The following is an 808-nucleotide window of genomic DNA, read 5'->3' on the forward strand; positions in this document are numbered from 1 at the left end:
ATATTTGTCATAGTGCTCTTGGTACTGTGCTTTTATATTATGTTCTCCTAGAATTTCAAATACCTGAAGTGCTTGTTTCATCTTTTCGATTCCGTTCGCAGGATTGCACTTAAATTCAAAATACCCACACGTATATAAGAAGAAGGTTTGTTCATAATAGTTCAATTCATTGTTTAGTAATTTTTTTACTTCTTTGATTAGAAAACTACAATTTTGAAATTCTTCATTATCAATACTAACAATTAGGCAATTGATTGCTAATTGTGTAACAAGCCGTTTATTTGTCTTATTTAATGTTGAATAGAGATAATTTTTTAACATTTCTACAGTTAATAGGAAGTAGGAGTTATAATTAATTGTTCTTACACAGTTACCTAATAGGATAATTTCATAGGGTAAAAAAAGTTCAAAATATAATAAAAACACTTGACTGAATACTATATATATGTTAAAATAAAAACAAGGAAACAGAAAGCGGTTTCATTTGCGTTACTAGGGGTTTTTACGTTTAGTAATACAATTCCTTACCAACAGTTTATTCAGAAGAATAAACGATTGGAGATTCGAGTGCAATCACAAAAGAAGTCCAATGGTCTTGATATTGGGAAGGCTGATTGATTTCGTATTACTTTAAAATTCAACTATTTAGAGAAAGGTATTCTGATGAGAGCTTGTAACAATACCAGATAGATATAAGAATGGTGATGTTTGATAAAATGCTTTCATAGCTAACCAACTGTTGAAAATTATGAGTTACAAAATCTAAAGTATTTAAGATTGGTTTATAAAATTAGGTCTCTGTCTGTAG

At 28.8% G+C, this 808-nt stretch carries 1 protein-coding gene and 1 pseudogene; one reads left to right on the forward strand and one right to left on the reverse strand.

The window, feature by feature from the left end; genetic code table 11:
* Positions 1-423 (reverse strand): annotated as a pseudogene (locus tag D8837_RS09410) (Rgg/GadR/MutR family transcriptional regulator); the annotation flags it as partial.
* 30 nt (positions 424-453) lie between these two features.
* On the opposite strand from D8837_RS09410, the gene D8837_RS09780 reads away from it, so the two are divergent.
* Positions 454-618, forward strand: a complete 165-nt coding sequence (locus tag D8837_RS09780) for a PhrA family quorum-sensing system peptide (protein ID WP_125456881.1) — start codon at positions 454-456, stop codon at positions 616-618.
* Positions 619-808 lie beyond the last annotated feature (190 nt).

Source organism: Streptococcus mitis, from assembly GCF_003942965.1.
GTDB classification, from domain to species: domain Bacteria; phylum Bacillota; class Bacilli; order Lactobacillales; family Streptococcaceae; genus Streptococcus; species Streptococcus mitis_BH.